The 8,373-nt window shown below is 60.2% G+C and carries 8 protein-coding genes and 1 tRNA gene; 8 read left to right on the forward strand and 1 reads right to left on the reverse strand.

All coding sequences use genetic code 11. The annotated features are described in order from the left end of the window. Positions 1–97 precede the first annotated feature (97 nt). The 8 genes from thrS to VF673_RS10205 all read left to right on the forward strand — a co-directional run bounded on the left by thrS (position 98) and on the right by VF673_RS10205 (position 7,396). Positions 98–2,023, forward strand: a complete 1,926-nt coding sequence (gene thrS, locus VF673_RS10170) for a threonine--tRNA ligase (protein ID WP_440291850.1) — start codon at positions 98–100, stop codon at positions 2,021–2,023. Further along, positions 2,020–2,571, forward strand: coding sequence for a translation initiation factor IF-3 (gene infC / locus VF673_RS10175; protein WP_177197793.1), 552 nt, complete (start codon positions 2,020–2,022; stop codon positions 2,569–2,571). Before thrS ends, infC begins: the two co-directional genes overlap by 4 nt. Positions 2,572–2,631: 60 nt before the next feature. Then, a complete protein-coding gene (gene rpmI, locus VF673_RS10180; RefSeq protein WP_090536921.1) occupies positions 2,632–2,826 on the forward strand; it encodes a 50S ribosomal protein L35 in 195 nt (64 codons plus the stop codon). A gap of 21 nt (positions 2,827–2,847) precedes the next feature. Continuing rightward, complete coding sequence (rplT, locus tag VF673_RS10185; RefSeq protein ID WP_080050768.1) at positions 2,848–3,204, forward strand: 50S ribosomal protein L20; 357 nt, start codon at positions 2,848–2,850, stop codon at positions 3,202–3,204. 102 nt (positions 3,205–3,306) lie between these two features. Next, positions 3,307–4,323: a phenylalanine--tRNA ligase subunit alpha gene (gene pheS / locus VF673_RS10190; RefSeq protein ID WP_090536920.1), complete on the forward strand. Its 1,017-nt coding sequence runs from the start codon at positions 3,307–3,309 to the stop codon at positions 4,321–4,323. A 38-nt stretch (positions 4,324–4,361) separates the two neighbouring features. Further along, positions 4,362–6,743 carry a phenylalanine--tRNA ligase subunit beta gene (pheT, locus tag VF673_RS10195; protein ID WP_440291851.1) on the forward strand — a complete coding sequence of 794 codons (2,382 nt, stop codon included), beginning with the start codon at positions 4,362–4,364 and terminating at the stop codon, positions 6,741–6,743. A 10-nt stretch (positions 6,744–6,753) separates the two neighbouring features. Further along, positions 6,754–7,059 carry an integration host factor subunit alpha gene (gene ihfA / locus VF673_RS10200; protein WP_090536916.1) on the forward strand — a complete coding sequence of 102 codons (306 nt, stop codon included), beginning with the start codon at positions 6,754–6,756 and terminating at the stop codon, positions 7,057–7,059. After that, positions 7,037–7,396 (forward strand): MerR family transcriptional regulator, encoded by a 360-nt coding sequence (locus VF673_RS10205; RefSeq protein WP_090536914.1) that lies wholly within the window; start codon positions 7,037–7,039, stop codon positions 7,394–7,396. The genes ihfA and VF673_RS10205 overlap by 23 nt, the downstream gene beginning before the upstream one ends. Positions 7,397–7,518: 122 nt before the next feature. Here the strand turns inward: VF673_RS10205 and VF673_RS10210 are convergent. After that, positions 7,519–7,595: transfer RNA gene (locus tag VF673_RS10210), tRNA-Pro, on the reverse strand. Between the last annotated feature and the right edge of the window lie 778 nt (positions 7,596–8,373).

Consider the following 8,373-nt stretch of genomic DNA (forward strand, 5'->3'; position numbering starts at 1 on the left):
GCCCGGCCACCTGTGGTTGGGCTTTTTTGTTTCTATCATTTCTGTATTCCATCACGTGGCCTTGCGTAGCGGTCACCACTGAGAAAGGAGCGACACCATGCCTGTAATCACTCTCCCCGACGGCAGTCAGCGCACATTTGATACCCCGGTCACCGTGTATCAGGTGGCGCAATCCATTGGTGCCGGTCTGGCCAAGGCAACAGTCGCCGGCAAGATCGACGGTCGCCTGGTTGATGCCTGCGATCTGATCGAGCAGGACGCCAGCCTGCAGATCATCACGCCGCGGGACGAGGAAGGTCTGGAGATCATCCGTCACTCCTGTGCTCACCTGGTGGGTCATGCGGTCAAGCAGCTGTACCCGACTGCCAAGATGGTCATCGGTCCGGTGATCGAAGAAGGCTTCTATTACGACATCGCCTATGAGCGTCCCTTCACTCCCGAGGATATGGCTGCCATCGAGAAGCGCATGCGTGAGCTGATCGATACCGAGTATGACGTCATCAAGAAGATGACTCCCCGGGACGAGGTGATCCGCGTGTTCGCCGAGCGTGGCGAGGAGTACAAGCTGCGTCTGATCGAGGATATGCCCGATGAAAAGGCCATGGGGCTCTACTACCACGAGGAATACGTGGACATGTGCCGCGGGCCGCATGTGCCCAACACTCGGTTCCTCAAGGCGTTCCAGCTGACCCGCATCTCCGGCGCCTACTGGCGCGGCGACGCGAAGAACGAACAGCTGCAGCGCATCTATGGCACCGCCTGGGCAGACAAGAAGCAGCTGGCGGCCTACATCAAGCGGATCGAAGAGGCTGAAAAGCGCGACCACCGCAAGCTCGGCAAGCGTCTGAACCTGTTCCACACCCAGGAAGAGGCGCCGGGCATGGTGTTCTGGCACCCCAACGGCTGGACTGTCTACCAGGTGCTCGAGCAGTACATGCGCGAGGTGCAGAAGGACAGCGGCTACAAGGAAATCCGTACGCCGCAGGTCGTTGACCGTGTGCTGTGGGAGCGTTCCGGTCACTGGGAGCATTACTCGGCGAACATGTTCACTACCGAGTCGGAGAGCCGCGACTACGCGGTCAAGCCGATGAACTGTCCGTGCCACATCCAGGTCTTCAACCAGGGGCTCAAGAGCTACCGTGATCTGCCGCTGCGCCTGGCCGAATTCGGTTCCTGCCATCGCAACGAACCCTCCGGTTCGCTGCACGGTCTGATGCGGGTTCGCGGCTTCACCCAGGACGATGCGCACATCTTCTGTACCGATGAGCAGGTCAAGACCGAGGCGGCCAACTTCATTGCCCTCACTCTGCAGGTCTACCGCGATTTCGGCTTCGATGATGTCGAGCTGAAGCTCTCGACCCGTCCTGAAGATCGCATGGGTGATGATGCCGACTGGGATCAGGCCGAGCGCGGTCTGGAAGAGGCGCTGAACGAGGCCGGTCTGAAGTGGGAGCTGCAGCCGGGTGAGGGCGCCTTTTACGGGCCCAAGATCGAGTTCTCCCTGCGCGACTGTCTGGGCCGGGTGTGGCAGTGCGGCACCCTGCAGCTGGACTTCATGCTGCCGGGTCGTCTGGATGCCCAGTATGTGGCCGAGGACGGCACCCGCAAGACGCCGGTGATGCTGCACCGGGCGATCCTCGGCTCCTTCGAGCGCTTCATCGGCATTCTCATCGAGCACTACGCCGGTGACTTCCCGGCCTGGCTGGCGCCGACCCAGGTGGCGGTGCTGAATATCACCGACAACCAGGCCGAGTTCTGTCGGAAAGTCGAGAAATCGCTCAATGAAATGGGCTATCGCGCCGTCGCGGACTTGAGAAACGAGAAGATCGGCTTTAAAATCCGCGAGCATACTTTGCACAAGACTCCCTACTTGCTGGTAATCGGGGATAGGGAAGTCGAATCGCACACTGTGGCCGTGCGCACGCGGGAGGGTAAAGATCTGGGTACGATGAGCATTGCCGAGTTCTCCGAATTCCTCGCCCGCGCCGTCGCACAACGAGGCCGCCCGAATTCGGAGCAATAAAGATTAAACGCGAGATGAGACAAGACAAAAGAGCCGCACAACGCCCGCCGATCAACGAAAACATCACGGCGCGTGAAGTTCGCCTGATTGGCCCCGAAGGTGAACAGATCGGTATCGTCTCCATTCAGGAAGCGCTGGCCGCCGCCGAGGAGGCCAGGCTCGACCTGGTTGAAATCTCCCCCGATGCAGAGCCGCCTGTATGCCGAGTCATGGACTACGGCAAGCATATCTTCGAGAAGAAGAAGCAGCAGGCTGCCGCCCGGAAGAATCAGAAACAGATTCAAATCAAGGAAATCAAGTTTCGTCCAGGGACGGAAGAAGGGGACTATAAGGTCAAGCTTCGCAACCTTATCAAGTTCCTCAGCGAGGGTGACAAAGCCAAGGTATCCCTGCGATTCCGCGGCCGGGAAATGGCCCATCAGGAGCTGGGCATGGAGCTGTTGAAGCGGGTCGAAGCCGACCTCGCCGAATACGGCACCGTTGAACAGCACCCGAAAATGGAAGGTCGTCAGTTGATGATGGTCCTTGCACCCAAGAAGAAAAAGTAATCTCCAGGGCAACGCCAGGCCTTGTGATTATCTTATCCACTCTATTTGGAGTACATGAACATGGCAAAGATGAAGACCAAAAGTGGTGCCGCCAAGCGCTTCAAAGTGACTGGCAGTGGCATCAAGCACAAGCACGCTTTCAAAAGCCACATCCTGACCAAGATGACCACCAAGCGTAAGCGCCAACTGCGTGGCACTTCTCAGCTCAATGCTGCAGACGTCCAGAAAGTTGAACGCATGCTGCGTCTCCGTTAATCAAGGTTGAGGATCTAGAGAATGGCTCGTGTTAAGCGTGGTGTAATGGCGCGCAAGCGTCACAAGAAGATTCTGAAACTCGCCAAAGGTTACTACGGTGCACGTTCGCGTGTATTCCGGGTTGCCAAGCAGGCGGTCATCAAGGCTGGTCAGTATGCCTACCGTGACCGCAAGCAGCGCAAGCGTCAGTTCCGTGCTCTGTGGATTGCCCGTATCAACGCTGGTGCCCGTCAGAATGGTCTGTCCTACAGCCGTCTGATTGCCGGCCTGAAAAAGGCTTCCATCGAAATCGACCGTAAGGTTCTGGCCGATCTGGCCGTGAACGAAAAAGCGGCGTTTACTGCGATTGTCGAAAAAGCAAAGGCTAGCCTGGCTTAAGCCCTCGTTACGACAATCACCGGCGCTTGCGCCGGTTGGCAACGTCATTAATAGGGGAAGAGCCTTGCAGCTCTTCCCCTATTTTTGTTTCTGGAGTGTTAAATGGAAAACCTGGACGCGCTAGTTTCCCAGGCCCTGGAAGCCGTAAAGCAGGCGGCAGATGTCAACGCACTGGAGCAGTTGCGCGTCCAGTACCTTGGCAAGAAGGGCGAACTTACTCAGGTAATGAAGACCCTGGGCAACATTCCCGCTGAAGAGCGGCCCAGAGTCGGCGCCATGGTCAACGAGGCCAAGGAGCGCGTGCAAGGCGAGTTGAATGCTCGCAAGAGCGACATGGAAGCGGCGGCACTCAACGCCAGGCTGGCGGCCGAGCGGGTGGACGTGACCCTGCCGGGCCGTGGCCAGACCAGCGGTGGTCTGCACCCGGTGACCCGTACCATGGAGCGCATCGAAGAATTCTTTTCCCGCGTCGGCTATGCCGTGGCGGAAGGCCCCGAGGTCGAGGACGACTACCACAACTTCGAGGCACTCAACATCCCCGGCCACCATCCGGCCCGGGCGATGCATGATACCTTCTATTTCAATGCCAACACCCTGCTGCGTACCCACACCTCACCGGTGCAGGTGCGTACCATGGAAAGCCAGAAGCCGCCGATCCGCATCGTCTGCCCCGGTCGCGTCTATCGCTGCGACTCGGACCTGACCCACTCGCCGATGTTCCATCAGGTAGAGGGGCTGCTGGTCGACCGGGAGGTCAGCTTTGCCGACCTCAAGGGCACCATCGCCGAGTTCCTGCAGGTGTTCTTCGAGAAGGACCTGCAGGTGCGCTTCCGCCCCTCGTTCTTCCCCTTCACCGAGCCGTCCGCCGAGGTGGATATCCAGTGCGTGATGTGCAACGGCTGCGGTTGCCGGGTGTGCAAGCAGACCGGCTGGCTCGAGGTCATGGGCTGCGGCATGGTGCACCCCAACGTGTTCCGCTCCTCGGGAATCGACCCGGAGCAGTATCAGGGCTTTGCCTTCGGCATGGGCGTGGAGCGCCTGGCGATGCTGCGCTATGGCGTCAATGATCTGCGCCTGTTCTTCGACAACGATCTGCGTTTTCTTGCGCAGTTCCGCTGAACGCCGTAACCGCAACCCTTTTGAAGCAGGAATGAAACATGAAATTCAGTGAACAGTGGCTGCGCAGCTGGGTGAATCCGGAAGTACCCCGGGACGAGCTGGTGGCGCGCCTGTCCATGACCGGCCTCGAGGTCGACAGTGTCAGCCCGGTTGCCGGCGAGTTCAGCGGCGTGGTGGTTGGCGAGATCCTCAGCGCCGAGCAGCATCCCGATGCGGACAAGCTGCGGGTCTGCCGGGTGAGCAATGGCTCCGAGGAGTTCCAGGTGGTCTGTGGTGCACCCAACGCCCGCGCCGGGATTCGCGTGCCCTTTGCCATGGTTGGCGCCGTGCTGGGCGAGGACTTCAAGATCAAGAAGGCCAAGCTGCGTGGCGTGGAATCCTTCGGCATGCTGTGCTCGGCTGCCGAACTGCAGCTGTCGGATGACCACGATGGTCTGTTCGAGCTGCCGGCGGATGCGCCGGTCGGCCAGTGCCTGCGCCAATACCTGGGTCTGGATGACGCCATCATCGAGGTCGACCTGACGCCCAACCGGGGTGACTGTCTGTCGATCGCCGGTCTGGCCCGGGAAGTCGGGGCCAACTACGGTGCGCCGGTCAGCCGTCCGGCCATCGAAGCCGTGGCACCTGTGCATGATGAGGTTCGCCCGGTCGAGTTGCTGGCACCCCAGGCCTGCTCCCGCTTTGTCGGTCGGGTCATTCGCAATGTCGACCTGAGCCGCCCGACGCCCCTGTGGATGGTCGAGCGCCTGCGTCGCAGTGACATCCGCAGCATCGACCCGGTGGTGGATATCACCAACTATGTGATGCTCGAACTCGGTCAACCGCTGCACGCCTACGATCTGGCGGAAATCCGCGGTGGCATCCGTGTGCGTCTGGCCGAGGAGGGTGAGAAGCTGACTCTGCTGGATGGCCAGGAAATCGCCCTGCGCAGCGATACGCTGGTTATCGCGGATCATGAGCGTCCGCTGGGCATGGCCGGCATCATGGGTGGCGAGCACAGCGGCATCAACGAGAACACCACCGACCTGTTCCTGGAAAGTGCCTTCTTCGACCCGATCGCCATTGCTGGCAAGGCCCGTAACTACGGTCTGCACACCGACGCTTCGCACCGCTTCGAACGCGGCGTGGACTGGCAACTGCCGCGTCAGGCCATGGAGCGTCTGACCGCCCTGGTCCTGGAGACCGTGGGTGGTGAACCGGGCCCGGTTATCGAAGCCGTGGCCGAGACCCAGCTGCCGACTCCGGTCAGCATCCGCCTGCGTAACGAGCGTGTCAGTCAGATGCTCGGGCTGCAGATCAGCGAAGAGGAAATCGAAGGTTACCTGCGTGGCCTGGAGCTCGGGGTGATTCGTGCCGGGGCGGGGGAGTGGCAGGTGGAAGTGCCCAGCCATCGCTTCGACATTACCCTGGAAATCGATCTGATCGAGGAGCTGGCCCGCCTGTACGGTTACAACCGACTGCCGGTCAGCGCGCCCAGGGCATCGCTGAACCTCAGCGCCAACCCGGAAACCCGGAACGAGCTGCCGGTACTGCGCCGGCTGCTGGTAGCCCGGGGTTATCAGGAGGCGATTACCTACAGTTTCGTCGAGCCCGGCCTCAACCAGCTGTTCGATCCGCAGATCGAGCCCCTGGCATTGGCCAACCCCATCTCCAGCGACATGGCGGTGATGCGCTCCTCCCTGTGGCCGGGTCTGGCCAAGGCGGTACAGCACAACCAGAACCGTCAGCAGGCACGGGTACGGCTGTTCGAAAGCGGGCTGCGCTTTGTGCCCCAGCCCAGCGGTGAGCTGCTGCAGGAGCCGATGCTGGCCGGCATCGCCACTGGCAGCCGGCTGCCCGAGGGGTGGGCCAATGGTGCCGACAAGCTGGACTTCTACGACGTCAAGGGCGATGTGGAAGCGGTGCTGGGGCAGGGCGGTGCGCTGGACAGCTTCCGCTTCGAGGCGGCTGAACATCCCGCCCTGCATCCCGGTCAGAGCGCCCGCATCCTCAGGGATGGCGAGCTGGTTGGCTGGATCGGTGCCCTGCACCCGCAGCTGGTGGACAAGCTGGACCTCAATGGCCCGGTCTTCCTCTTCGAGCTGCGCCTGGCCGGTATCACCGAGGGACGTCTGCCGGCCTTCGCGGAACTCTCGAAGTTCCCAGAAGTCCGACGGGATATCGCCGTGGTGGTGAAGCAGTCCGTTGTCGCCGGCGACCTGCTGCAGCGCATCCGCGACGAGGCTGGGCCAGTGCTGAAAAACCTCAGACTGTTTGACGTTTATCAGGGCAAAGGCATTGATCCGGAAAGCAAAAGTCTGGCGATCGGCTTGACCTTGCAACATTCCTCGCGCACTCTTACTGATGACGAAGTGAACGCCACCATGGAAAGGGTACTGGGTTCACTCGAGCAGGACTTCAATGCCATCTTGAGAAAATAGGAAAGTGCGTATGGGGGCTCTGACAAAAGCAGAAATGGCGGAACATCTCTACGAGGAGCTTGGCTTCAACAAGCGTGAAGCCAAAGAACTGGTGGAACTGTTTTTTGAAGAGATCCGCAACGCGCTGGAAAACAACGAGCAGGTGAAGTTGTCGGGTTTCGGCAACTTCGACCTGCGCGACAAGCGCGAGCGGCCCGGTCGCAACCCCAAGACCGGCGAGGAAATACCCATCACCGCCCGGCGCGTGGTCACCTTCCGCCCCGGTCAGAAACTCAAAGCCCGAGTAGAAGCCTATGCTGGAACCCAGCCACAATAATGAACTGCCGGCTATTCCCGGGAAGCGCTACTTCACCATTGGTGAGGTCAGCGAGCTCTGCGCGGTCAAACCCCACGTGCTGCGCTACTGGGAGCAGGAGTTTCCCCAGCTGTCCCCGGTCAAGCGGCGCGGCAATCGGCGCTACTATCAGCGTCAGGATGTGCTGATGATCCGCCAGATCCGCTCGCTGCTGTACGATCAGGGATTTACCATCGGCGGCGCCCGCCAGCGTCTGGAAGGTGAGGAGGCGAAGGAGGATAACAGCCACTACAAGCAGCTGATCCGCCAGACCATCGCCGAGCTGGAAGAAGTGCTGCAGGTACTCAAGACCCACTGAGTGTGCATTCGCGGTGAATCCCTCCCGGGTCCCCGCCGATCCCCCCCGCTGTTTCCGTTTTCTACCCGTTCTGCAGGCATTAAAAAACCCAATCACCTTTCGATGATTGGGTTTTCAGTATTTGGTCGGGACGGAGTGATTCGAACACTCGACCCCTTGCACCCCATGCAAGTGCGCTACCAGGCTGCGCTACGCCCCGACGATGCTTTGCGGTTCCTGCCAAAGCGGGACGAACTATACATTAACTAACTGAAATGTGAAAGTTTTTTTTGCGCCTGGAATTCGCTGCGCATACCGCGCCAGGCGGCAGCCTCCATTGGGTCAGCGTCTTTCGCGTCGCTATACCCGTTTCCACAAGTGCTACGGGTGGAAGGCCATCACGAGGAGAAGTCTGCTCCTGCGCCGAGCTGGTTCTGGAGTTGGGGCTAGACCATGACGACCTGATACAGAAATCTCAACAAGCCATCGCCGCGATAAAGGTGGGCGTTTTTCCCTATCCGATCAAGCCAGTGGTGTTTTCCGAGCTCCTGTAGTTGCTTGGCAGGTGCCGGGCATGGAGCGTCAGCCGGCCGTCGAAAGGTGCTGCGGGGTTACATGCGTGCGACGATATCCAGGTGCCGGCCCGGCACGTTGTGGCGCAGCACGCCGAACGAACTACGCAAACCCGGGTGAGCTTTTCCCCTGACTATAGTTAGCTTGGCAGCGTTTTTGAGCTTCGCAGATTGCTGGAGCAAACGGGCTGTCGACTTCCCCCAATGCGCTGGGCCCCGGGTAGTTGACCCTGTGTGCCGGTCAGGTTGAGTGGGGTGATGCTGGACATGCTTCCCCATATGTCGGTATACCGGATAGATCGGATAGAAAGCGCAGCCTCTTCACCCGCGCCGCGACGGCCATATCGAACAAAGTGAGTGGCAAGGGGGGTTGACAAGCCTTCAGGATTCGCTAACATACGCCTCCCTGACACGGCAAGCGAAGAA

Origin of the sequence: Halopseudomonas sp. Lyrl_26 (assembly GCF_051948695.1) — a bacterium.
In the GTDB taxonomy this organism is placed as follows: Bacteria; Pseudomonadota; Gammaproteobacteria; order Pseudomonadales; family Pseudomonadaceae; genus Halopseudomonas; species Halopseudomonas formosensis.

What these genes read in the sequence shown, in the direction of transcription:
- thrS (WP_440291850.1), top strand. Translation starts at nt 98, where the DNA reads ATGCCTGTAATCACTCTCCCCGACGGCAGTCAGCGCACATTTGATACC.
- rpmI (WP_090536921.1), top strand. Translation starts at nt 2,632, where the DNA reads ATGGCAAAGATGAAGACCAAAAGTGGTGCCGCCAAGCGCTTCAAAGTG.
- rplT (WP_080050768.1), top strand. Translation starts at nt 2,848, where the DNA reads ATGGCTCGTGTTAAGCGTGGTGTAATGGCGCGCAAGCGTCACAAGAAG.
- pheS (WP_090536920.1), top strand. Translation starts at nt 3,307, where the DNA reads ATGGAAAACCTGGACGCGCTAGTTTCCCAGGCCCTGGAAGCCGTAAAG.
- pheT (WP_440291851.1), top strand. Translation starts at nt 4,362, where the DNA reads ATGAAATTCAGTGAACAGTGGCTGCGCAGCTGGGTGAATCCGGAAGTA.
- ihfA (WP_090536916.1), top strand. Translation starts at nt 6,754, where the DNA reads ATGGGGGCTCTGACAAAAGCAGAAATGGCGGAACATCTCTACGAGGAG.
- VF673_RS10205 (WP_090536914.1), top strand. Translation starts at nt 7,037, where the DNA reads ATGCTGGAACCCAGCCACAATAATGAACTGCCGGCTATTCCCGGGAAG.